Source organism: Promicromonospora vindobonensis (assembly GCF_042685865.1).
GTDB lineage: Bacteria > Actinomycetota > Actinomycetes > Actinomycetales > Cellulomonadaceae > Promicromonospora > Promicromonospora vindobonensis.
This window is the reverse complement of the sequence record NZ_JBHUOG010000001.1, coordinates 2,445,732-2,468,117: the sequence shown is the minus strand read 5'-3', so window position 1 is coordinate 2,468,117 and position 22,386 is coordinate 2,445,732. Positions and strand designations below refer to the sequence as shown.

Genomic DNA, 22,386 nt, shown 5'->3' with positions numbered 1-22,386 from the left:
TCTAACGAGCCCGGTCTACCCGGGCCCGCTTCTTCGGCTTGCGGTGGAGCCACCACTCGGCGAAGAGCAGGTTGACGATCCAGGAGAGCCATGCGGAAGTCACCGCGACCGCATGGATCTCGGGATTGTTGTCGACCGACGCGTTCGGGTCGGTGAGCGCCTCCGGCGCGAAGATCGCGATGAGCACGGGAATCCAGAACCGGTTGGCCACGATCGCGAACCCCAGTGCGGTGCTCCGGACCATCCACTCCCTGTGGTCGGCGAACCGGCGCTGTCGTACCGCGCGGTAGCCGAGCACCGTGCACGCAAGGAACAGGACGGCGAACAGGGTGTTCGCCACCAGGTGGCTCGATCCTGCACTGGGGAACTGAGAGACGATCAGTGCTCCGACGCCGGTCACGAGCGCCGAGAGCACGTAGACGCGTCCGCTCCACCGGTGCACGCGCGGGTGGTGGGCGCGCAGCCACGGCCAGAGCTGCAGCACCGCGGCACTCAGCATGATCGATCCCGAGAAGATATGGATCACCAGTGCCGGGTAGAACGCGGGCCCTCTATCGGTGGGCACGAGGGACAGCGTGGGGTCGAGGCCCACGTAGCGCGGCAGCGCGGTCGCGAGAAATATCGCCGTGATGACGGCCAGCGGAGCGATCCAGGGGCGCCGCCACCAGTGGACCGCCCGGGGTGGCGGTGCGGCCGCCGGGGTGGCGGTGATCGTTTCGGTTGCCATGTCATTCCTGCTTTCGCCAGGTCGGCTGGGAGGGGCGCCGGTGGGGGCCGTGTCGGACGGAGCTCCGGGAGTGCGGGTCACCGCCGGGCACGGAACGCCAGGCCTGCCGCCGCCGCGAAGAGCAGGCCGAGACCGAGGCACCAGGCGACGGCGAGCACGGCGGTGCCGACCGGGTCGGCGACACCCGCGGTGTCCCCGGCGAGCAGGCCGCGCACCGTCTCGATCACCGGCGTCACGGGCTGGTGCTCCGCGAACCCGCGCAACCAGCCCGGCAGCGTGTCGACGGGCACGAACGCGCTCGACACGTAGGGCAGGAACATCACGAAGAAGGAGAAGCCGCCGGCGGCCTCCGGCGACCGGACCAGCACTCCCACCAGAGCGGCGAGCCAGGTGATCCACCCGACGAAGAGCAGGATCATGCCGACGGCGGCGAGCCACTCCAGGGCGGAAGCCTCGGGGCGGAACCCCATCAGGATCGACACGCCGAACACGATGGCGGTGGTGACCAGGTTCTTCACGAGGCTTGCGGCCACGTGTCCGGACAGCACCGTCCAGGCGGTGACGGGCATCGACCGGAGTCGTTCGACCATGCCGCTCGACATGTCGTGCTCGACGGCGGCTGCCGTGCTGGCGGCACCGAACCCTGCGGCCAGCAGGATGACGCCCGGCGTGACGTAGTTGATGTAGCCGGTGCCGGTGTCCATGGCCCCACCGAACACGAGCACGAACATCAGCAGGATGATCACGGGCAGCACCACCGCGGTGATCATGGCGTCCAGGTCGCGCGAGACGAGGCGCAGGCCGCGCACCGTCATGGTCGAGACGTCTCTGAGCAGGTACGTCATGCTGCCACCCCTGCCGGTCGCGCCGAGTGCTCCTGGCCGACGTGGCCGGTCAGGGTGAGGAAGACGTCGTCAAGGGTGGGTGCGCGCACCTCCCAGTGGTCCGGGGTCACCCCCGTCGCCTCGACCACGGACAGCACGGACCGCACGTGGGCGACCGAACCGTCGGTTGGCACGCGCACCCGCGCGCCGTCGACGGTGGCCGCGAGCGCAGGGGCGACCTGTCCGGCGTCGGACGCGGAGGCGAAGGTGAGCTCGACACCCGCGTCACCCACCTCGCGCTTGAGCTGCGCGGGTGTCCCCTCTGCGACCACGCGGCCGCCGTCGACGAGCGCGACCCGCTGGGCGAGCCGGTCTGCCTCCTCCAGGTACTGGGTGGTGAGAAAGACGCTGGTGCCTTCTTCGACCACGCCCCGGACCACGTCCCAGAGCGCCTGCCGCGACCTCGGGTCGAGGCCCGTCGTCGGCTCGTCGAGGAACATGACGCGCGGCCGGGTGAGCAGGCCTGCGGCGAGGTCGAGCCGGCGGCGCATGCCGCCCGACCAGGTGCCGACCTGCCGGTGTGCGGCGTCGGCCAGGTCGAACGCCGCGAGGAGCTCCGCCACCCGGCCGCGCACCACCCGGCGTGGGAGGTGCGCGAGGTGACCCATCATCGTGAGGTTCTCGGTCCCGGACAGCTTGTCGTCCACCGCGACCTGTTGGCCGGTGAGGCTGATGATCTCGCGCACCCGTCGCGCGTCCCGCACCACGTCGAACCCGGCCACGGTCGCCCGGCCGGCGTCGGGCCGCAGCAGCGTCGACAGGATGCGGACGGTGGTGGTCTTGCCCGCACCGTTGGGGCCGAGCAGGGCGAGGACCGATCCTTCCTCGAGCTCCAGGTCGAGCCCGTCGAGCACGGGCGGGCTCGTCGAGCCCCGTCTGGCGAAGGACTTGTGCAGCCCTTCGGCGGTGACGATCGCAGACATCTTCTCCCTCTTTCTCTACCGGTTCGCTTACTGTTTACGTCCTACGCGTTTTAGTGTGGGACGTAAACTGTATGTGGTCAAGAGAGTTTCGGGTCGGCTCAGGCCGCGGATCAGGGCAGGATGGGAACGATGAGCACCGACACCACGCCCGAGCCGGCGGCCGAGCGGCAGCAGGCTCCGTCCGGACAGCCGCACGACACAGGGACGGCGCGCGAGCTGCCTGCCGACGTGCAGCGCTTGTGGGGGGCAGAGGCGCCTCGGCGCCGGGGGCCCAAGCCCGCGCTGTCGACAGCACGGATCGTCCGGGCCGCGCTGGAGCTGGCCGACGCAGAGGGTCTTGCCGCCGTCTCGATGGCGCGTATCGCGGAGGCCGTCGGGTACACGCCGATGGCCCTGTACCGGCACGTGTCCGGCAAGGACGAGCTGCTGGTCCTCATGTCGGACGCCGTGGCAGCCGACCTCCCCGACGTCCCCACCGGAGTGGGCTGGCGCGCCGGGCTCGAGACCTGGACGCGCGCGCAGATCGAGCTCGGGATCACCCGTCCGTGGATGCTCGAGCTGCCCCTGTCCGCCGCACCGCCCGGGCCCAACCGGGTGCGCTGGATCGACCAGGCGTTCGGATTCCTGCGCCCGATCGACCTGCCCCCCGACGAGAAGCTCGCGATCGTCGGCCTGCTCGCACAGCACGTACTCGGCGAGTCTCGCGTGCACATCGAGACCCGGCGAGCGGCGGTCCAGCAGGTGCGCCGGGATGCCGGGCTGCCCGACGGGGTTCCCGAGTCCCAGCTCGACCCCGCCGCGATCGACGCGGCCAACCCGTACGCCGACTTCGAGACGGTGCTCGCCCGCTATGCCGACCCCACGACGTACCCGAACCTCTTCGAGTCGTTCTCGGCCTGGCCCTCGACTCCCCTGACCGCGCCCTCCGACGACGACGTCACGTTCGGCATCTCGATCGTGCTCGACGGTGTCGAGGCCTACCTCAGGCGCCGCGGAGCGATCCCCGACGACGAGTCATGAGACACGCGACACGGTGGCACAACGGTGCTGGCCCGACCACAGGCAGCGGTTTTCGGACGTTGTGCACAGGTGAGCGACCGGAACCTGTGGACTGTCGGTGGCATGCGTCAGAGTGGTGCCGTGACCAGTGATCCCATGACAGACGGCATGACGACGACGGACCCGACCGGGGCGGCTCTACGTTGCTTCGGCGACGGCGATCCGCTCTACTCCGCCTACCACGACGACGAGTGGGGCCTGCCCGTACACGGCGAGGCCGCCCTGCTGGAACGCATCGCCCTGGAGGGGTTCCAGTCCGGCCTCTCCTGGATCACCGTGCTGCGCAAGCGCCCCGCGTTCCGGGAGGTCTTCGAGGGGTTCGACCCGGAGAGGGTGGCGACCTTCGGCCCCGACGACGTCGAGCGGCTGCTGACCGATGCCCGCATCATCCGCAACCGCATGAAGATCGAGGCCACTGTCGACAACGCGCGCGCCGTGGTGGCGCTGCACGAATCCGGCCGCACGCTCGACGAGCTGTTCTGGTCCTTCGCCCCTGATCCGGCCGTCCGGGAGCGCCCGGCCTCCTTCGCCGACGTACCGGGCTGGACTGCCGAGTCGAAGGCGATGAGCAAGGCGATGAAGCAGCAGGGGTTCCGGTTCATCGGCCCGACGACCGCCTACGCGGCGATGCAGGCCTGCGGCCTCGTGGACGACCACGTGGCCACCTGCCCGGTGGCCGTCGAGCGCGCCCGGGCGACCGCGGTCACGCCGGGCCCCACTACCTGAGCGTCGTCACAGCTCCGCGCACGGCTCCACGACCGGAAGGACGGCGTCGCGGACCCATTCGGCGAGCGACGTGCCCGGCGGCCGCAGCATCACGGTGTCGACGCCGTGCTCGGCGAACCCGCGCATCTCCTCGACGAACGCAGCGGTGTCGCCCGGACCGATCGGCGCGCCACGATGCAGCATCGTGACGCGGATGTCGGCCGGATCGCGGCCGACGTCGTCGCAGTGCCGCCGCAGCACGTCGAGCAGGTGCCGCAGCCGCTCGGGGGTCTCGGCGAACAGGTTGCACGCGTCCGCGTACTGCGCGACCAGCCGGAGCGTCCGCTGCTCCCCCGATCCGCCGATCATGATCTCCGGTCCCGACAGCGGCGCCGGCGAGCAGATCGTCTCGGCCAGCCGGTAGTGCTTGCCCTCGAACGGGCCGTCGTTGTCCAGGTCGTACATCTGACGCGCGATCCGGACGGTCTCCTCGAGCATCTCGAAGCGGTCCTTGAGCGGCGGGAACGGCACCCCGAGCGCCGCGTGCTCCTTGTCGTACCAGGCCGCGCCGATGCCGTACGTGGCGCGCCCGCCCGAGACCACGTCGAGCGAAGCGACGATCTTGGCCAGCAGGCCCGGGTAGCGGTACGTCACGCCCGTGACCAGCGCGCCGAGCTGCACGTTCTCGGTCACACCTGCCAGGTAGCCCAGCGTCGTGTACGCCTCGAGCATCGGGTCCGACGCCGGGAAGCCCTGGTGCTCCATCTGGAAGTAGTGGTCCATCACGGAGACCCACGCGACGCCGCCGTCGTCCGCGTACCTGGCGGCGTCCGCCAGCTCGGTCCGCATCCGGGCGGGCTCCATCGAGTCGAAACGCATGAAGTGGGTGCCGATTCGCATGTCACGATCCTCCTACGCCGTCGCGCGACGTCAAGTGCGGCGTGACGTGCGGCGTCAGCTGCGGGACGCGGCGCGGTCGTCCGCGAGCCCCAGGACCCGCGCGACGAGCCACGAGATCGAGTCTGCCGTCTCGCGCGGCGTCGCCGTCGGCTGCATGACGTGACTCAGCGCCGAACGCACGACGAGGTCGATGACGGCCGCGATCCGTTCCGGCTCCAGATCTATCTCGTACCGGTCCACCCGGTCCTGGACCACGACGAGGAGCGTTCCGAGCAGCGGCTCGGAGTGGGTGGTGAGCAACGGCAGCAGCTCGGTGTCCGCGCCGTGCGTCGCGGAGACCACCGCGCGCAGGAGCTCGTTTCCCTCGGCAAGGACAAGGGTGTTCTCCACCGCTGCGTGGATCGCCGGCAGCAGGTCGTCGGGGTGGCTCTCAAAGCCCTCGACGATCTCGAAGATGAACTTGGCCGACTCCGTCAGCACCATCGCCTCAGCGAGGTCGTCGCGGCTTCCCACGGCGTTGTAGACGGTCTGTCTGCTCACACCTGCATCGGTCGCCAGTCGTCCCATCGTCACCTTCGACCAGCCGTCGGCACACGTGAGGCGAACCGCAGCAGCGATGATCCGACTCCGGCTGGAGATCGGATCCTCGTACCCTGCTGTCACCTCGGCCATGTCCCGATCGTAGGCAACAGGCGGCATCCGGGCCGGAGCAGGACGCTCGGAACCACCAATTTCACCCTCTCCCAACACCTTCCGGCGGCCCGGTCCGGCCGCGTCGCCGCCGCCGGACGGGCGGCGCCGCGCGGAGCCGGCCCCGCGCGGACACAAAACCCGCGGCCCGGAAACCCCATAGGGTGGCGAGCATGGACCTCGAAGAACGCCTTGCTGTCTTCATCGACTACGAGAACCTGGCGCTGGGCGCCCGGGAGCACCTGGGCGGGATGCAGTTCGACTTCGGCCCGATCGCCGACGCCCTCGCCGTGCGCGGCCGGGTTGTCGCGCGCCGGGCCTACGCGGACTGGTCGTACTTCGACGAGGACCGCCGCATGCTGACCCGGCACCAGGTCGAGCTGATCGAGATGACGCAGCGGATGGGCGCTTCGCGCAAGAACGCCGCCGACATCAAGATGGTGGTCGACGCCATCGAGATGGCCTTCGAGCGCGACTACATCTCGACGTTCGTCATGTGCACGGGTGACAGCGACTTCTCGCCGCTCGTCCACAAGCTGCGCGAGCTGAACAAGCGCGTCATCGGCGTCGGCGTCGAGAAGTCGACGTCGCGCCTGCTGCCCGCAGCCTGCGACGAGTTCCTCTTCTACGACCGCCTCGAAGGTGTCGAGGTGCCCGACGAGGACCAGAGCGCACCCGCTCCGAAGCGCGGCACCCGCTCCCGCAAGCCCGCAACGGCACCGGAGCGCGCCACGGCGCAGAAGGCACCCGCCACGACGCGCCGCGCGAAGGCAGCCGAGGCCGTGGCAGAGGCCGTCGCGGAGCCCGCCGCCACCACCGCGTCCGGCGCTGCCGAGCCCGAGGCCAAGCCCGCGACCCGCCGACGGAAGAAGGTGGAGCCTGCCCCCGCACCCGTCGAGGTCGCGCCGGAGGCCGAGGTCGACGTGAGCGAGCAGGAGGACGAGGCGCCGGCGTCGAGCGACGCACCCATGGAGGTGCGCGTGGCGCAGACCCTCGCCGACCTGCAGTCCTCCACGAGCGGCCCCGTGACCGCGTCCGCGCTCAAGCGCACGCTGCTGCGCAAGGACGCGACGTTCAGCGAGTCGGACTACGGGTTCCGCACGTTCGGCGAGTTCCTCCGGTTCCTCGCGGACCGCGGGTTCGTGGAGCTCGCGACGGGACCGTCCGCAGGCGACCCCGAGGTGTCACTGCCGGAGCAGGGCGACACCGACGCTGCCTTCGTGCTGCTGCGGGCCGTGGTCCAGGAGTCAGGTGGCTCGGCCGCGCTGTCCGGCCTGAAGAACGCCGTGCGCAAGAAGCGCCCGGACTTCTCGGAGAAGGCGCTCGGCTTCCGTGGGTTCCTCCAGTTCGCGAAGGCGGCAGAAGCCGCAGGCACCGTCGCGCTGGCCTGGGACGACGAGGCCGACGACTACCTGATCACCGCCTGAGCCGGAGGCGCAGCGCAGGGTGCGGGCCGAGGAACGAGGTCCTCGCCCGGAGCGCAGCCGCAGGCTCGGGCGGCGACAGCAGAGCCTGAGCCGGAGGCGCAGCGCAGGGTGCGGGCCGAGGAACGAGGTCCTCGCCCGGAGCGCAGCCGCAGGCTCGGGCGGCGACAGCAGAGCCTGAGCCGGAGGCGCAGCGCAGGGTTGCGCCCTCAGCGCTCCAGCACACCGGGCACGGTCGCGAGGCGACGGGTGAGCTCGGCACCGTCGCGGCCCGTGACGGTCGGCACCTGCGGGATGTCAGAACCGGTCACGGTGTGGCCAGAGGCTGGCACGTGCCCGGCGAGCACCTGCTGCCCGCCGGTGAGCTGCCGGATCGCCACCGCACGGACACGGTCGGGGCGACGGCGCACGGCCTTGGCGTAGATCTCCGGGTCGTGCTGGCCGTCGTCACCGATGAGCAGCCAGTCCACGTGCGGGAACCACGACATCAGGTGCTCGAGGCTCGCCTCCTTGTGCGCCGGGCCGCTGCGGAACCACCCGGTGAGGGTCGGTCCCCAGTCGGTGAGGAGCAACGGCCCCCGCGGGTAGGTGTGCCGCGAGAGGAACTCACGCAGCGTGTTCGCGGTGTTCCAGGCGCCGGTCGACAGGTAGAAGAACCCGGCGTCCGGGTGGGCCCCCTGCAGCGTCCGGTACAGCTCGGGCATGCCGGGTACGGCCCGCCGCCCGCTGGAGTGCCGCACGAACGTGTTCCAGGCCGCGAGCAAGGGCCGCGGCACCGCCGTCACCATCGTCGTGTCGTCCATGTCGCTGATGACACCGAACCGGACGTGCTCGTCGAGCACCAGGATCGGAGCCTCGGCCCCCCAGGGGTCGGCCTCGTCGAGGACCGTCAGGATGGCGGACTGCCACCCGGCCGGCAGCGGCTCGTCGGTGGGCAGCTCGACGTCGACGTAGCCGGCACGGTCGCTCGTCACGACGGACGAGTGGCCGCCTACCTGGAGCCGCAGGCGGCGATGAGGCACCGGCACGGTGAGGAAGTGGCGGAACCCGCGCCGACCGGCGCGGAGAGCCTCGATGTCCGGGGCGGCGGGACGCGGCCGGGAGAGCAGGACGCGCGCGAGCACCCGCACCTGGTCCGGCGTGCCGTACCCGCTGTAGGTCTCGAGGCGGGGGTGCCAGCCGGCGCGGCGGAGCACCCACCCCGCCGCGGCGTAGAAGTGATCTTCCACCACCGCGGCGAGGTGCGGGCGCTGTGAGGGGTGCGGGGTCGGGGTAGCCACACCCGATTGTCGCCTGTTACTGCCCGCCCATGCCCGTGGTCGCGACGCCCTGCACGATGCGGCGCTGGAACAGCATGAACAGGATGAGCAGCGGCAACGCTGCGATCATGGCGGAGGCCATGTTCTGGGCGTACTGCACACCGTAGGCGTCCTTCACCGTGGACAGGCCGACGGGCAGCGTCATGAACTGCGGGTCGGTCGTGACGATGAACGGCCACAGGAAGTTGTTCCACGCACCGATGAACACGAAGATCGCGACCGCCACGAGGATCGACCTCGACAGCGGCAGCACGATCGTCCAGAACAGCCGCCACGACCCTGCGCCGTCGATCCGGGCGGCGTCGAGCAGCTCCTGCGGGATCGCGTCGAAGAAACGCTTGAGGATGAACACCATCACGGGCGCCACGACCTGCGGCAGCACGATGCCCGCGAACGTGTCCACGAGCCCGAGGACCTGCATCTCCCGGAACAGCGGCACGATGAGGATCTGTCCGGGCATCATGATCGACGCGAGGGTGAGCCACTGCATCAGGGCCCTGCCCTTGAACAGGGTCTGCGAGAACGCGAACGCAGCCATCGCGGAGATCAGCACGGTGAGCGCCGTGACCAGCGCGGCGACCACCAGGCTGTTCCACATCCACAGCAGCAGGTCGCTGTTGCTGAGCACCTTCTCGTAGGCGTCGAGCGTCCAGCCCATGGTGGGCAGCAGTGACGCGGGGAGGGCGGCCTCAGCCTCGTGCTTGAAGCTGGTGACAGCGCCCCAGACGAGAGGCACGAGCCAGATCCCCGCGAGCGCGACGAGCGCAGCGAGAGCCCCTGCCCGCGCCCAGGGGGACGGGCCGATGGTCAGCTTGGTGAGGGTCCGGTTCTCGGCCCGGTCCTGCAGTGCCTTCGTCCGGCGGACGTCGGCGATGTCGGCGACAGCCATCTCAAGCCTCCTTCCGGGCCGGCAGGAGCCGCACCAGCGTGAACACCAGGATCAGGGCGAAGAACACGTACGAGATCGCTGAGGCGTAGCCGAGCCGGTAGTTGGTGAACCCGGTGTCGTAGATGTACTCGAGGATCGGTCGCGTGCTGCCGTTCGGCCCGCCGGCGGTGAGCATGTAGATCTGGTCGAAGACCTTGAGCGACGCCAGGAGCTGCAGCACCACGATGACGCCGGTGATCGTGCGCAGCTGGGGCAGGGTGATCGAGAGCAGCTTTCGCCAGCCGCCGGCGCCGTCGATCGTCGCTGCCTCGTACTGCTGGGCCGGGATGCCCTGCAACGCCGCGAGGTAGAGCAGGAAGTTGAAGCCGACGGTCCACCACACGGTGACCCCTGCGATGGAGAACATCGCGACGTTCTCGTCGGTGAGCCAGCCGAGGGGTTGCAGGCCCAGGCCGGTGATCCACGTGTCGAGCAGGCCGATGTCGGGCTGGAACATCCAGTTGCTCAGGTGCCAGACGACGGCGCTCGTCAGCAGGTACGGCGCGAAGAACGACATCCGCCACACCCATTGGCCGGGCAGGCCGGTGTGGACGAGCAGCGCCATGACGAGGGCCACCAGCACCAGGGGCACGGTGCTGAGGATCGTGAACCACACGGTGTTCCACAGCGTGTGCCAGACCTGGGGGTCGCTGAACGCCTCGGCGTAGTTGGCGAACCCGATGAACTCGCTTCCGGTGCCCGTCAGGCTCTGGTTCGTGAAGCTCATCCACAGGCCGTAGAGCGTTGGCAGCACCAGGAAGAGCCCGGTGGCCACGGCGAACGGCGCGACGAACAGGTAGCCGCTCTTGTCGCGCGAGCGCAGGGACTTCTCGGTGGTGCTGGTGCGCGCGCCGGACCGGCTCGCGGGAGTCCGCCGGTCGGGTGTTGCCCTCCCGGCGAGCGGGGTGACGCTGGCGTTCGAGACAGTCATCGTCGTCCTCTCGATCAGGCGGGGTTGGGCAGAGCGAGGAACCGGTCCATCTCGCTCAGCATCCGGGTAACGGCGGTACGGGGAGGTGCCTGGCCGGCCAGGGTGTCCGTCATCGCGTCAGCCATGCGGGTCTGGAAGTCGCTGCCACCGCCCGTGAACCAGGCATCGGGGTCGAAGACGGCGACCTCGGCCGCCGGTGCGTAGTCGCGTTGCGGGGTGAGCTCCTGGTAGGCGGGCTCCTCGACGATGGGCTGGTAGGCCGGGATGTGCCCGGCAGAGGCCCAGGTGAGGCCCTCCTTGAGGAGTCCGGCGAGCACCCGGTACGTCGCCTCGCGGGCGGCGGGATCCGGCTGGGCCTGCCGGGGCAGCACGAACGCGTGCGAGTCGGCGTAGTTCGCCGGGGTGTCGAAGATCGCTGGGAACTGCGTGGCCCCGACGTCGGGCAGCGCGTCGCGGAACATCGGCAGGTCCCACTCGCCCGCGAACATCATGCCCGTGCGTTGCGACATGAAGCGGGCGGACGCGGCGTTGCCGTCCTGGTTCTTCGCGGCGACCGTCCCGTCGACCATGGCCTGCAGGAACTCGAAGACCTCCGCAGCGGCCTCCTCGTCGAGCTCGGCGGGGCGGCCCGGTGTGAGCTCGTAGCCGCCGCCGTTCTGCGAGTAGAGACCCCAGAACATGCGCCAGCAGCCGGCGGGGTCACGCTGGTAGCCCCAGCCGACGCCGGTCTCACCCGTCACGTCGGCCAGCGCACGGCCGGCCGCCAGGAAGTTGTCGGCTCCCGCTACCGCGTCCAGGTCGAGCTTGCCGTCCGCCGTCGCGAGGCCCGCCTCCTGGATGATCGTCGGGTTGTGGAACGCGATGTACGGGTGCGTGTCCAGCGGTAGGGCGTAGAGCTGTCCGTCGAACTGCGCCTTCTCCCACACGGCCGGAGCGAAATGCTCCTCGCCCACGCCGAGCGCGGAGAGCGCGTCGAGGTCGAACGGCTCGAGGAGCCCGCCCGGTGCGTAGCCGGCGAGCCGGGACATGTGCATGATCGCGGCCTCCGGCGGTCTTCCGCCCGACGACGCCATCGCCAGCTTCGTGTAGTAGGGCGGTCCCCAGGCGAGAGTCGTCGACTCGACGGCGATCTCCGGGTTGGCCGCCGCGACCACGCTCACCATCTCCTGCATGAGCGCACCGTCCCCGCCCGAGAACAGGTCCCAGATCATGACCGACGTCCGGCCGGAACTTGCGGCGTTCGGTGTGGCGCAGCCGGCCAGGGTCCCGCCCAGCGCGACACCGCCGGCGCCCACCAGGGCAGCCCGGAGCAGGTCGCGGCGACTCAGGCCCCCGGAATTCTCTGCACGACTGCGGGTTCTCGACGCGATCACAGGGCTTCCTTGCCCCGGGACGCCACGTCCTCGTAGCACGGTCATCGTCGACCTCCAATGGTGCAACGTTGCGCTCCAACGTTGGATCACGATGGACTAGGCCGGGCGTCCCGTCAAGGGGCAACAGTGCGGAAGGAAGTGAAGAGTTGTCGGAACGAGCGGGCGGCCGAGTCGGCATCAAGGAGGTCGCCGCGGCGGCAGGGGTCTCCTGGAAGACCGTCTCCAACGTTGTCAACGGCACGGGCCGGGTCGGTGACGTGACCAGGGCACGGGTGGAGGCGGTGATCGCCGAGCTGGGCTACCGGCCCAACCTCGCCGGGCGGCAGCTGCGGCGGGGCCGTACCAACACGCTCGCCCTCGCGGTGCCATGGGTCCACGCGCCGTACTTCTCGGTACTCGCCCACGAGGTGATCGACGTCGGGAGCACCCGTGGCTACCGCGTCCTCATCGAGGAGACCCGATCCTCCCGTGACACCGAGCTCGAGGTGGCGCGCGGCTTCGACGTCCAGGCGATCGACGGCATCATCTTCTCCCCCCTTGAGCTGACCCCCGCCGAGATCGACGAGGCCAGGGGCTCCGTACCGCTGGTCCTGCTGGGAGAGCGGGCCGACCCGGACCCCTCCCGCGCGCGCCGCACCGACCACGTGAGCATCGATAACGTCGATGCGGCGGCGCAGGTCACGACACACCTCCTGGAGACCGGACGCCGCCGGCTCGCGTTCCTGGGTGCCGAGCCGCGGGGTGCCGGCCGGACCGGTGCCCAGCGCGTCCAGGGATTCCTCGACGCCCACGCCGCCGCCGGCCTCGAGGTCGACGAGCGCTGGGTGCTCCAGGTCCCCCAGTTCTCCCGCTCGTCGGGCGCGGCGACCGTCGAGCAGGTGCTGCCCCGGATCGGCGAGATCGACGGCCTGGTGTGCGCCAACGACGAGCTGGCCCTCGGCGCGCTGCACGCCCTGCGGCTCAACGGGGTGCGGGTCCCGACCGATCTCGCCGTGACGGGCTGGGACAACACGGAGGACGGCCGGTTCTCGAACCCGTCGCTGACCACCGTGGCACCGGACCTGCGAGCGATAGCCGAGACCGCCGTCGACCGGATCCTCGCGCAGCTCGCGAACGCCGCCACAGAGCCGGTCGACGCCCTCGTTCCGCATCGCCTGCTGATCCGGGAGAGCACCCGCGCCTGACCCGCGGGGGGATCGTTCGGGCCCTACGCGGCGAGGCTTCGGACCGGCGCCCGGTGATACAACGTTGCATTCCGATCGGAAGACGTGTTGAATCGCCGCGCACATGTCGTAGACGCAATGGAGCAGCTGATGACCTTCCTCGACCGCTTCTCGCCCGCGGGCGCTCCAACGGCCACCGCCGTGCCGCGCCCCGAGTACCCCCGCCCGCAGATGGCCAGGGACCGCTGGCTCAACCTCAACGGAACCTGGCAGTTCGAGATCGACTCGGGCGACTCCGGGCTCGAGCGCGGGCTGGTCCAGCGACCGCTCCAGAGCGAGATCGTCGTGCCGTTCGCGCCCGAGTCGGAGCTCTCCGGCATCGAGAACACCGACTTCCTCGAAGCCGTCTGGTACCGCCGCGAGATCACCGTCCCCGCGGAGTGGTCCGCCGTCGGCGCCGACCCGCACATCCTGCTGCACTTCGGTGCCGTCGACCACGACACCACGGTGTGGGTGGACGGCACGGAGGTCGTGCGGCACCGCGGCGGGTTCACCCCCTTCACGGCCGACCTGCACGGGATCGCCGGCCCCGGCGACACGGTCACCGTCGTCGTGCGTGCCAGGGACACCCGGCACGGGCCGCAGGCCCGTGGCAAGCAGAGCAACCGCTATGCGAACTTCGAGTGCAACTACACCCGCACGACGGGCATCTGGCAGACCGTCTGGCTCGAGCCCGTGCCCGCAGCGCACCTGCGCCGCCCGCGGATCACGCCGGACCTGGCCAGCTCGGCGTTCGACGTCGTGGTGCCGTTGTCCGCGAACCGGCGCGGCCACACGGTGGCGGTCACCGTGACCGACGCAGAGGGTGAGGTAGCGACCGCCACCGCGCGCGCCGACCTCGACCTGGCGCCGGCCCTGCGCGTCGTCGTCCCCGCTGAGCGTCGGCGCACCTGGGGACCAGGGGACCCGCACCTGTACGGCGTGGACATCGAGCTGCGCGACGCCGACGGCGCCGTCGTCGACTCCGTGCGCTCCTACGCGGGCCTGCGCTCGGTGTCCATCGACGGGCAGGTCGTGCGGATCAACGGCGAGGCCGTGTTCCAGCGGCTCGTCCTGGACCAGGGCTACTGGCCCGAGTCGCTCATGACCGCACCGTCGGACGACGCGCTCGCGCGGGACATCGAGCTCGGCCTCGCCGCCGGTTTCAACGGTGCCCGGCTGCACCAGAAGGTCTTCGAGGAGCGCTACCTGTTCCACGCCGACCGGCTCGGCTACCTCGTGTGGGGCGAGTTCGGCGACTGGGGCGTCAGCGGCTACGGCACGCCTGCCGACGGCCAGCGGCCCACCACCTCGTACGTCGCCGAGTGGATGGAGGCGCTGCAGCGCGACCACTCGCACCCGTCGATCATCGGGTGGTGCCCGCTCAACGAGACGCACCAGGACCTGCACGACCGCATCACGCAGCTGGACGACGTCACCCGCAGCATGTGGCTCGCCACCAAGGTGGCCGACCCGTCCCGCCCGGTGCTGGACGCCAGCGGCTACTCGCACCGGGTACTCGAGACCGACATCTGGGACTCGCACCTGTACGAGCAGCAGCCGACGGAGTTCGCGAAGCAGGTAGGCGGCCTCGCCGAGGGCCGGCCGTACGAGAACACGCGCGACAACGGCACCAAGCTGTCGGTGCCGTACCGGGGCCAGCCGTACTTCGTCAGCGAGTACGGCGGCATCTGGTGGAACCCGGAGGCGGCAGCCACTGCCTCCGGCAGCTCGCCGGACTCCTGGGGCTATGGCCAGCGGGTCGCGGACGAGGAGGAGTTCCACACCCGGTTCCGCGGGCTGACGGACGCGCTGCTCACCGACCCGCGCATGTTCGGCTACTGCTACACGCAGCTCACCGACGTGTTCCAGGAGGAGAACGGCGTCTACCGCTTCGACCGCAGCGAGAAGCTCGACGTCGCACGCATCCGGGAGGTCCAGGTCCAGGTCGCGGCCATCGAGGTGGCCGACGGCGACGAGGGTGCGGAGGGCCGGCCCTCGTGACCGGTGGACGGGGTTTTGTAGGTCTCTTTAGTCTTTTTCACCACATATCGCCCCGTCCACAGGGTCGCTTGAGGGGTGCACAATAGGCCGGTGACGTACCGGTTCCTCAAGCTCATCCTCTCGATCCTCGTGCTCGTGCTTCTGCGCCCGCGCGTCACTGGCCTGCAGAACATCCCGAAGCGCGGCGCCGTGATCCTGGCGAGCAACCACCTGTCGTTCATCGACTCGCTGCTCATCCCGATCATGGCGCCGCGGCACGTCGCGTTCCTGGCCAAGGCCGAGTACTGGACGGGCAAGGGGATCAAGGGACGCCTCTCCCGCTGGTTCTTCACCAAGATGGGCGACATCCCGGTACAGCGGGACGACCCGCGTGCCGGACAGCGTTCCCTCGAGGACGCACTGGCGGTGCTGCAGCGCGGCGGCGCGTTCGGCATCTACCCCGAGGGCACTCGCTCGCGCGACGGCAAGCTCCACAAGGGCCACACCGGCGTCGCCTGGCTGGCACTGACCGGCAAGGCCCCGGTGGTCCCCGTGGCGCTGCTCGGGACGGACAAGGTGAAGCCCATCGGCAAGATGCCGCGGTTCGCCCGGGTCGAGCTGCACTTCGGCGTCCCGATCGACCCGTCACGCCAGATCGCGGCAGGCACCAAGCCTGCCCAGGCCCGGCGCGAGCTGACCGAGCAGGTCATGCAGTCCATCCAGGCCATGAGCGGCCAGGAGCGCGCCGACAGCTGACCCACTGACGTGTCGGACGTCCGGGTACCCGGACGGCCCGGACGTCCGACACGTGGGCTCAGAGGCGGGTCAGGCGGATCGCGTCCGCCACGACATAGGCGGTGCCCTGGGTCCAGCGGCTGACCGCCACGACCGTGCGCGTGCCCGCCGTCATGGCGTAGGTGCCGAGCGACAGCCAGGCGCCTCCGCCGGTGGACTGGTCCAGGCGAATCGTCGACGAACCCGTCCCGGTGTAGACGATGAACGGCGTGGACGTGTTGTAGCCGCTGATCCCGGGGAACCAGGCTTCCACCCGGTACGAGCCGCTCGACGGGATGGTGGCCGAGAACGTGGCGAGGTCGCTCACCTCCGCCGGCGTCGCGTAGCGGTAGCTGGCGCCGTACCGCTCTGCGGAGAACGACGACGTCTGCCACGACGAGCCCGCCGAGAAGCCCGACGACGTGTTGTCGACGATGACGGACCAGCTCGACCCCGCCAGGGCCGCGGCCACCTCCGACCGTAGCTGCGGCAGCATCGAGTACAGGACGTCACCGGGACAGGCCGTCGCGGTGTAGTCCCGGTGCCCGTAGATCTGCGTCGGCGCGATCCCGTACTGGTCGCAGATGTAGGCGCACAGCTCGACGAGGCGGCTCCAGAGCTGGGCGGGCGGCGTCGCGCTCGTGTAGGTGCCTTGGCTCTCGATGCCGATGGCCTGGCTGTTCTGGCCGGGAGCGTGTGCGCCCACCACCGTGCCGCTGCCGTTCTGCAGCCGGGACAGCGAGCCGTGCCTGCCCTCCATGACATACCCGCCGCGGCTCAGCGTGAGGTGCTGGCCGGTGTCCACCCAGCCGTTGGCGAAGTGCCACTGCTGGATGTCGCGGGCGATCTGGTACCCGGCGGCCCGCGAGTAGTCGGTGACGTTCGCCGACGCCGTGTGGTGGATCAGGATCTTGTTCGGGTTGGTCGAGACCGTGTCGATGGTGCCCCGGGCGGCCGCTGCACCCCAGGTGGCGCAGCTCGCGATCGTCGGCGCTGCGACCTCCACGCCGGCCAGCGCGCCCCTGGGCGCGTCGGCAGGAGCCTCGGGGTCAGGTGCGAGCGACGGCGGGGCGTCCCCGGCTCGCGCCGAGGCGGCACCTGCCGGTGTCGCGCCCGTCGCTGCCGCGCCGGCCGGCATCGCGCCGGCCGGCGACGCGATCGTCGCACCCGCGGCGCCGATGCCGAGGACGACGGCGCTGCGCAGCAGGTCACGCCGGCCGAGCGCGCTCTTGTCGCGCAAGGCCGGGTCTGGCGAGGTCTGGTCGGTCGAGCCGTGTTCGTGCGAGTGGTCGTGTGTGTGCACGGGTGTCCTCCACGATCTGATCACGCTGGGGTCGATCCAGGTCATGTGGAGTATCCGGCCCGACGGCCACCGCCCGGTACATCACATCTGGGGCATGTCCGCCATGCGATGGGGAGACACACGTCGGACCCACGGGCCGGACGAGCGGCCCGTGGGTCCGACAGGTGCGGGCGTCGCCCACAGGGGTCAGGACTCGATGGTCTGCTGGCTCTCCGCATCCTGGCCGATCGGGGTCGCACCGGCGGTGTGTGCCACCTCGACCCGGCGCGGCTTCGCCTCCTCGCTGACCGGGATGGTCAGCGACAGCACGCCGTCGGCGTACGAGGCCGAGATGCTGTCGAGAGCGAGCCCGCGGCCCACCGTGAGCTGCCGTGCGAACGTCCCCGCGGGCCGCTCGCGGACCAGCCACTGGGCGTCGGCGTCTGACCGTTGCGTGCGCTCGGCGCGGACGGTGAGCGTCCGGTCCTCGACCGACACGTCGATGGTGCCGGGGTCGACACCGGGCAGGTCCATCGACAGGACGTAGTGGTCACCCGTGCGGAACAGGTCCATCGGCATGCCGCCCGACTGGCGTGCGTTGCCGGCGAACGTGCTGAACAGCCTGTCCATCTCCCGGAACGGGTCCCAGTAGGTAGCCATCGCGCATCACCTCCTACGACGATGCGGCCCTGGCCCCTCCAGGGCCGCAGCGCTCGACGGCGGGTCCGGCCGCCGTCCGGCTACGCCATAATTTTGGCACTCTCACCCCGAGAGTGCCAAGTGTGAGAGCAGTTGATCACTCCCGGCGAACGGCGGGTCAGGCTGCGGCACGGCCCGTCAGGCCCACGCGTTCGAGGAGGTCGAGCGCCGGCCGGTGCTTGTTGAACGTGTACACGTGTACGCCCGGCGCTCCGGCGTCGAGCACCTCGCGGGCGAGCGCCGCCGAGTACTGGATGCCGTGCTCGTGCTGCGCCTCGGGGTCGACGGCGCCGTCGGGAGCCGTGAGCCCGTCGAGGTCCCGCAGCAGGTCTGCCGGCGCGACCACGCCCGTCAGCTCCTCGACGCGGCGTAGCCGGCGGGCCTCCGTGGTGGGCAGGATCCCGGCGAGGATCGGGATGGTCACGCCCGCCGAACGCGCCGCCTCGACGAACCCTGTGTAGGACTCGGCCCGGTAGAAGAACTGGGTGATCGCGAAGCTCGCACCGGCCTCCTGCTTCTCCAGCAGCCGCCGCACCTCCTGGTCGCGCGTCGTGCCGGCCCCGGCGTTGCCGTCCGGGAACGTTGCAACTGCGATGGTGAGCGGGCGGGTGGCGGCCCGCAGGGCGGCGCTGGCGTCGGCGGCGACACGGCGCTGGTCCACCTGCGTGAGCAGCCGGACCAGGTCGACGCTGGAGCTCACGCCGTCCGGCGACGGACGCCAGTTCGGCTCGTCGCGCGGCGGGTCGCCCCGCAGAGCGAGGAAGGACCGCACGCCTGCCTCGAGGAACTCGTCGATCACCTCGGACACGTCCTCACGCGACGCACCCACGCAGGTCAGATGGGCCACCGGCAGCACCGGCGTGCCGCGGAGCAGCGTGGCGAGGACCTCGCGGGACGTCGCCCGGTCGCCCCCGGCAGCGCCGTAGGTGACGGAGACGAAGTCGGGCCGTGCCGCCACGAGCCGCTGTGCCGTCTCCCAGAAGTTGGGCGCGGCCTCTGGCCGACGCGGTGGCATCAGCTCGAACGACACTGTGGGGCGGTGCGGATAGGCCTCGACAACCATGGTTGCTCCATCGAACCTGGCGTGAGCACCTTACGTCCACGCGCCACGGCTGCGGGGCAGGAAGTCTGCAGGTTGCTGCGGTGTCAGGGAGCCAGGACTCTCGACCGCTCTGGATGGGATCGCCACCATGCTAAGCGATTGTCCAGCACTGGGACGGAATTCGTCCGGCGGTCGAGACGGCCTGGTCCACCGTGCAGCCGAAGCACGCTCCTGACTACTTCACCGACCCCGCCACGAGGCCGCCCACCAGCCGCTTCTCGATGGCCATGAACAGGATGATCACCGGGACGATCGCCACGATCGACACCCCGAACACGTAGTGCCACGACGTCTCGTACTGACCGACGAACTTGGTGAGCGCCACCGACAGCGGCTGGTTGCCCGGCGTCGTGAGCAGCACCAGCGAGGCGGCGAACTCGTTCCAGGACGCGACGAACGTGAAGATCACGGCCGTCACGATCCCCGGCCAGACGAGCGGCAGGTTGATCTTCGTCAGGACGGTGAAGGTGCCCGCGCCGTCGATCTGTGCCGCCTCGTCGACCTCCTTCGGGATCGCGGCGAAGAAGCTGTGCATGATCCAGACGGCGAACGAGAGGTTGAACGCGGCGTTGACCAGGATCATGGCCGCCCATGTGTCGAGGATCCCGATGGCGATGAACTCGCGGAACAGGCCCGACGTGAGCACCGCCGGCTGGATCATCTGGGTGACGATCACGAGGAACAGGAAGACGAACCGCCCCCGGAACCGGAACCGCGCCGTGTAGTACGCGGCGGGCAGCGCCACCACGAGCACGAGCAGCGTGGCACACAGCGAGATGACGAGGGTGGAGATGACGTTCTGCGCCAGCGGGGTCTCGGGCGTCGACCACATCGTGACGTAGTTCTCCCAGTGCCACTCCGTGGGGAAGTACGTCGGGTCCACCGACCTGATCTCCGCCTTCGTCTTCACCGAGCCGAAGAACATGATCAGGTACGGGAGCAGGAACACCACCAGCACCACGAGCCCGGTGAACATGCGGAGCAGGACGGACCCGATGGGCACCTGGTCCGCGGTGTACTTCCGCACCCGCCGCCGGTTGTCCGACGGCGGACGGGCCGCCTGGCGTGGTGCCGTCCCCGATTCGGCGATCGCAGTCATCAGACCTCCTTGAGGGGGCGGACGACCCGCACGTACACGGCCACGATGACGATGACCACGAAGAACGCGATCACGGAGAGTGCACTGGCGAGGTCGATCTGCCGCTGGTTCTGCAGATACTTGAAGATCATGGTCATGATCGTGTCGGCGTCGTAGCCGGGGATGGACCCCGTCATGACCCGCAGGATCGGCAGCGAGTTGAACACGTTGATGATGTTGATCAGCACCGCCACCGACACCGCGCCCCGCAGCTGGGGCAGCACCACGCTGAAGTACGTCCGCAAGCCTCCGGCGCCGTCGATGCGCGCCGCCTCGACGGTCTCGCCAGGAACGGACTGCAGGCCGGCCAGGATCGTGTAGGTGGTGAACGGCAGCGACACGAACACCGCCACCACCATGGCCCACGCGAACGCCGTGACCGGATGCCTGGTCCAGCCGTAACCCTCTGGCGACGCGATGAGGCCGACGTCCACGAGGAACGAGTTGATGATGCCGAAGTACGGCTCGAGGCCGTAGTGCACCACCATCGTCGTCATCACGACGCTCGACGCCCACGGCACGATGACCGCCATGCGTACCAGGCGACGGCCGGGGAACGACTTGTTCAGCAGCGCGGCGAGCGCGAGCGACCCGACAAGGGTGGCGCCGACGACGCCGACCACCCACACGACGGTGCGCCCGAGGATCGGCCAGAAGTACTGGAAGCCGATCACCGTCGCGAAGTTCGCGAGACCTACACCCCCGTCATCCAGCCCACTCTGGCTGATGTCGCGCGTCGAGTTCCAGAACATGACGCCCACCGGGAACAGGACCACGGCCGCGATGAGTGCGACCGCGGGCCCGATCCACGGCAGGGCCTTCAACAGGTCCTTCACGAGGCTCCCCGTGCTTTCAGTTCAGCGTTGCGTGTACGGCGGACATCAGCCCTCGTCGACCTGGGCCTGGATCTCGGCGAGGACGTCCTTGGCCGACTTCTTGCCGTCGAGCTGTCCGAACAGCGCCTTGAACGCCGAGTCCGCTGCTGTCCAGTCGGGGTTGGTGCTCGGGTAGAACTGCGCGTCCGGCAGGGTCTCGAGGAACGGGGCGAGCGCCTCGTCGTCGCCCAGCTCGTCCGAGCCCGACAGGGTGGTGGGCAGGAAGCCCTCGGCCTCGACCCACGGGACGTAGACGTCCGCGGAGTACAGGTAGTCGAAGAAGGCGGTGATGGCCTCCTGCTTGTCGCCGTCGTTCTCGAAGGCCATGAGGTGGTCCGCCACGCCGAGCGTGAACGGGCCGCCGTCCTTGGTGGGGATCGGGTGGATCGAGTACTCGAGCTCCGGGTTGTCGGACTCGATCTGGCCGACGCTCGGCGGCAGGCCCACCTGCATGCCGATCTTGCCCTGGACGAAGATGTCGAAGAGCGGGCTGCGGTCGGACGCACCGGCGTCGGCCTGCGTGGCACCATCGTCGATCATCTTCTTGATGAACTCGGCGCCCTCGAGGTTCTCCGGGGTGTCGATGGTGATCGCGTCGGCGTCGCCGAACGTGCCGCCGCCGCCCCAGAGCCACACGCCGGCCTCGGCCTGCGCCTCCTCCGAACCGAGCGGCATGCCGTAGCCGGCCACGCCGCCGCCGAGCTCGGAGACCTTCTTCGCCGACTCGAGCAGCTCGTCCCAGGTGGCAGGCACCTCGGCACCCGCCTCCTCGAGGAGCGCGTCGTTGACGAACAGCGCACGGGACGACGCGATCCACGGCAGGCCGTACGTGGTCCCGTCGACCTGGGCGTTCTCCAGGAACGTCGGCTGGAAGTCCGCGTAGGTCTCCTCCGAGGTGATCTCCTCGACCGGGTACAGCAGCTCGTCCTCGGCGAATCCGGCGAACGGACCGCCGTTGTAGATGTCGGGTGCGTCGCCGCCCTGGATCCTCGTGGCGATGACGGACTCGAGGTTGTCCCACGACTCGACCTGAAGGTTGACCTTGACGTCCGGGTTGGCTTCCTCGAACCCGGTGATCACGTCTTCCCACAGACCCTGGGTAGCGTCGGAGTAGCTGGGGACGAGCAGGTCGAGCGTGGCTCCGTCGCCGCTCTCTTCACCGCTCGACCCGCCGAACCCGCAGGCCGTCAGTCCCGTTGTCGCGGCGAGCGTGATCGCCATGATCCCGCCGAGCCTCTTGTACTGAGCCATTACCGTCCCTCTCCTTCGTGGTGGTGCAGGTCACGTTTGCACTTGCCCCTGAATCTGTCAACAGTTCTAACAAACCTGTGACATACGAGTGACACAGTGGTCCCAGGAGCCCTGCGAGGCCAGCGGGGGGGCCACGAAGGAGGGTCGCAGCAGGCTGCCGCGGCCCTCCTTCCATGCGCCTCGACGGCCGACGGCGGACCGCGTCGCCGGCCCGGTG

Annotated in this window: 21 protein-coding genes and 1 riboswitch; of the genes, 6 read left to right on the top strand and 15 right to left on the bottom strand. The window is 69.9% G+C overall.

The window, feature by feature from the left end; genetic code table 11:
* Window position 1 precedes the first annotated feature (1 nt).
* The 3 genes from ACFS27_RS11160 to ACFS27_RS11150 form a co-directional block, all read right to left on the bottom strand.
* Window positions 2–727: a DUF2306 domain-containing protein gene (locus ACFS27_RS11160; RefSeq protein ID WP_377182879.1), complete on the bottom strand. Its 726-nt coding sequence runs from the start codon at window positions 725–727 to the stop codon at window positions 2–4.
* A 77-nt stretch (window positions 728–804) separates the two neighbouring features.
* Window positions 805–1,572 (bottom strand): ABC transporter permease, encoded by a 768-nt coding sequence (locus ACFS27_RS11155; protein ID WP_377182877.1) that lies wholly within the window; start codon window positions 1,570–1,572, stop codon window positions 805–807.
* Complete coding sequence (locus ACFS27_RS11150) at window positions 1,569–2,534, bottom strand: ATP-binding cassette domain-containing protein (protein ID WP_377182875.1); 966 nt, start codon at window positions 2,532–2,534, stop codon at window positions 1,569–1,571. The genes ACFS27_RS11155 and ACFS27_RS11150 overlap by 4 nt, the downstream gene beginning before the upstream one ends.
* A gap of 129 nt (window positions 2,535–2,663) precedes the next feature.
* Between ACFS27_RS11150 and ACFS27_RS11145 the strand changes: the two genes are divergently transcribed.
* Together ACFS27_RS11145 and ACFS27_RS11140 are read left to right on the top strand one after the other, a co-directional pair.
* The gene (locus tag ACFS27_RS11145) at window positions 2,664–3,554 is read left to right on the top strand and encodes a TetR/AcrR family transcriptional regulator (RefSeq protein WP_377182873.1); all 891 of its coding nucleotides are present in this window, start codon (window positions 2,664–2,666) and stop codon (window positions 3,552–3,554) included.
* Between the two features lie 135 nt (window positions 3,555–3,689).
* Window positions 3,690–4,319, top strand: a complete 630-nt coding sequence (locus tag ACFS27_RS11140; protein ID WP_377183692.1) for a DNA-3-methyladenine glycosylase I — start codon at window positions 3,690–3,692, stop codon at window positions 4,317–4,319.
* Window positions 4,320–4,325: 6 nt separating this feature from the next.
* Here the strand turns inward: ACFS27_RS11140 and ACFS27_RS11135 are convergent, their stop codons facing one another.
* Window positions 4,326–5,198, bottom strand: a complete 873-nt coding sequence (locus ACFS27_RS11135; RefSeq protein ID WP_377182871.1) for an LLM class F420-dependent oxidoreductase — start codon at window positions 5,196–5,198, stop codon at window positions 4,326–4,328.
* A gap of 54 nt (window positions 5,199–5,252) precedes the next feature.
* A complete protein-coding gene (locus ACFS27_RS11130; RefSeq protein WP_377182869.1) occupies window positions 5,253–5,870 on the bottom strand; it encodes a TetR family transcriptional regulator in 618 nt (205 codons plus the stop codon).
* A gap of 191 nt (window positions 5,871–6,061) precedes the next feature.
* Here ACFS27_RS11130 and ACFS27_RS11125 point away from each other — a divergent pair, with 191 nt between their 5' ends.
* Window positions 6,062–7,315, top strand: a complete 1,254-nt coding sequence (locus ACFS27_RS11125; RefSeq protein WP_377182867.1) for an NYN domain-containing protein — start codon at window positions 6,062–6,064, stop codon at window positions 7,313–7,315.
* A gap of 206 nt (window positions 7,316–7,521) precedes the next feature.
* Here ACFS27_RS11125 and ACFS27_RS11120 read toward each other — a convergent pair whose 3' ends face one another.
* The 4 genes from ACFS27_RS11120 to ACFS27_RS11105 are packed head-to-tail and all read right to left on the bottom strand — an operon-like array spanning window position 7,522 to window position 11,863.
* Window positions 7,522–8,592, bottom strand: coding sequence for an App1 family protein (locus ACFS27_RS11120; RefSeq protein ID WP_377182865.1), 1,071 nt, complete (start codon window positions 8,590–8,592; stop codon window positions 7,522–7,524).
* A 16-nt stretch (window positions 8,593–8,608) separates the two neighbouring features.
* Entirely contained in the window at window positions 8,609–9,520 is a 912-nt protein-coding gene (locus tag ACFS27_RS11115; RefSeq protein WP_377182863.1) for a carbohydrate ABC transporter permease, read from the bottom strand.
* A gap of 1 nt (window position 9,521) precedes the next feature.
* A complete protein-coding gene (locus ACFS27_RS11110) occupies window positions 9,522–10,490 on the bottom strand; it encodes a carbohydrate ABC transporter permease (protein WP_377182861.1) in 969 nt (322 codons plus the stop codon).
* A gap of 14 nt (window positions 10,491–10,504) precedes the next feature.
* Entirely contained in the window at window positions 10,505–11,863 is a 1,359-nt protein-coding gene (locus tag ACFS27_RS11105; RefSeq protein ID WP_377182859.1) for an extracellular solute-binding protein, read from the bottom strand.
* Window positions 11,864–12,009: 146 nt separating this feature from the next.
* On the opposite strand from ACFS27_RS11105, the gene ACFS27_RS11100 reads away from it, so the two are divergent.
* The 3 genes from ACFS27_RS11100 to ACFS27_RS11090 all read left to right on the top strand — a co-directional run bounded on the left by ACFS27_RS11100 (window position 12,010) and on the right by ACFS27_RS11090 (window position 15,804).
* Entirely contained in the window at window positions 12,010–13,047 is a 1,038-nt protein-coding gene (locus ACFS27_RS11100) for a LacI family DNA-binding transcriptional regulator (RefSeq protein WP_377182857.1), read from the top strand.
* 129 nt (window positions 13,048–13,176) lie between these two features.
* A complete protein-coding gene (locus ACFS27_RS11095; RefSeq protein ID WP_377182855.1) occupies window positions 13,177–15,069 on the top strand; it encodes a glycoside hydrolase family 2 protein in 1,893 nt (630 codons plus the stop codon).
* Between the two features lie 90 nt (window positions 15,070–15,159).
* Window positions 15,160–15,804, top strand: coding sequence for a lysophospholipid acyltransferase family protein (locus ACFS27_RS11090; RefSeq protein WP_253873994.1), 645 nt, complete (start codon window positions 15,160–15,162; stop codon window positions 15,802–15,804).
* A 58-nt stretch (window positions 15,805–15,862) separates the two neighbouring features.
* Here the strand turns inward: ACFS27_RS11090 and ACFS27_RS11085 are convergent, their stop codons facing one another.
* The 6 genes from ACFS27_RS11085 to ACFS27_RS11060 all read right to left on the bottom strand — a co-directional run bounded on the left by ACFS27_RS11085 (window position 15,863) and on the right by ACFS27_RS11060 (window position 22,169).
* On the bottom strand, window positions 15,863–17,125 hold the full coding sequence (locus ACFS27_RS11085; protein WP_377182853.1) for a golvesin C-terminal-like domain-containing protein: 1,263 nt from the start codon (window positions 17,123–17,125) through the stop codon (window positions 15,863–15,865).
* Between the two features lie 186 nt (window positions 17,126–17,311).
* Window positions 17,312–17,764 carry an Hsp20/alpha crystallin family protein gene (locus ACFS27_RS11080; protein ID WP_377182851.1) on the bottom strand — a complete coding sequence of 151 codons (453 nt, stop codon included), beginning with the start codon at window positions 17,762–17,764 and terminating at the stop codon, window positions 17,312–17,314.
* A 157-nt stretch (window positions 17,765–17,921) separates the two neighbouring features.
* Entirely contained in the window at window positions 17,922–18,866 is a 945-nt protein-coding gene (locus ACFS27_RS11075) for a methylenetetrahydrofolate reductase (protein ID WP_377182849.1), read from the bottom strand.
* Between the two features lie 4 nt (window positions 18,867–18,870).
* Window positions 18,871–18,986, bottom strand: a riboswitch (SAM riboswitch).
* A gap of 94 nt (window positions 18,987–19,080) precedes the next feature.
* On the bottom strand, window positions 19,081–20,004 hold the full coding sequence (locus tag ACFS27_RS11070; RefSeq protein ID WP_377182847.1) for a carbohydrate ABC transporter permease: 924 nt from the start codon (window positions 20,002–20,004) through the stop codon (window positions 19,081–19,083).
* Window positions 20,004–20,879, bottom strand: a complete 876-nt coding sequence (locus tag ACFS27_RS11065; protein ID WP_377182845.1) for a carbohydrate ABC transporter permease — start codon at window positions 20,877–20,879, stop codon at window positions 20,004–20,006. Before ACFS27_RS11065 ends, ACFS27_RS11070 begins: the two co-directional genes overlap by 1 nt.
* A 45-nt stretch (window positions 20,880–20,924) precedes the next feature.
* The gene (locus tag ACFS27_RS11060; protein WP_377182843.1) at window positions 20,925–22,169 is read right to left on the bottom strand and encodes an extracellular solute-binding protein; all 1,245 of its coding nucleotides are present in this window, start codon (window positions 22,167–22,169) and stop codon (window positions 20,925–20,927) included.
* Window positions 22,170–22,386 lie beyond the last annotated feature (217 nt).